The sequence below is a fragment of the Gluconobacter sp. P1D12_c genome (genome assembly GCF_018812105.1).
Classification (GTDB): domain Bacteria; phylum Pseudomonadota; class Alphaproteobacteria; order Acetobacterales; family Acetobacteraceae; genus Gluconobacter; species Gluconobacter oxydans_A.
In genome coordinates this window covers 1-480 of the sequence record NZ_JACSIQ010000387.1, presented here as the reverse complement: position 1 = coordinate 480, position 480 = coordinate 1, and the positions used below count along the sequence as shown (strand labels likewise).

Annotated in this window: 1 protein-coding gene; it reads left to right on the top strand. The window is 56.7% G+C overall.

The window, feature by feature from the left end; genetic code table 11:
* On the top strand, positions 1-289 hold a 289-nt coding region (locus KP705_RS17300), incomplete at its 5' end, for a Tn3 family transposase (protein WP_215765168.1).
* Positions 290-480 lie beyond the last annotated feature (191 nt).

The following is a 480-nucleotide window of genomic DNA, read 5'->3' as shown; positions in this document are numbered from 1 at the left end:
GCTCTTCTTCAACCAGCTTGGTGAACTGCGGGATCGGCGTTTTGAAAATCAGGCTTATCGAGCGTCAGGTTTAAACCTGCTGGTGGCAGCGGTTATCCTATGGAATACGCGCTATCTTCAGTCTGCCATCGCAACGCTCGGCATTTCCGATGACCTGGCGCGGCATATTGCACCCCTCGGCTGGGAGCATATCTCTCTGACAGGGGACTATCGCTGGAATGTCGATGAGCAGCCCGAAGCGGGCGCGTTACGTCCGCTTCGGGTGCCTGCATCCCTGCTTGTCGCTTGAACCCCAATGCTGGCGGTTCTGTAGGTGTTCACCCTAAGCGTACGTAAAATACACTTTCGTGTCGTGACCCCAAATACGCCTCCTGGTCAGCGTTCCGGTTCTCGAACGCGCCAGGTGAGGACGTGACCAGGTATTCGATGCACTGGACGGCGTTCTTGCGGATCTTCTCAGGTAGCGCCTTCTCGAACGCG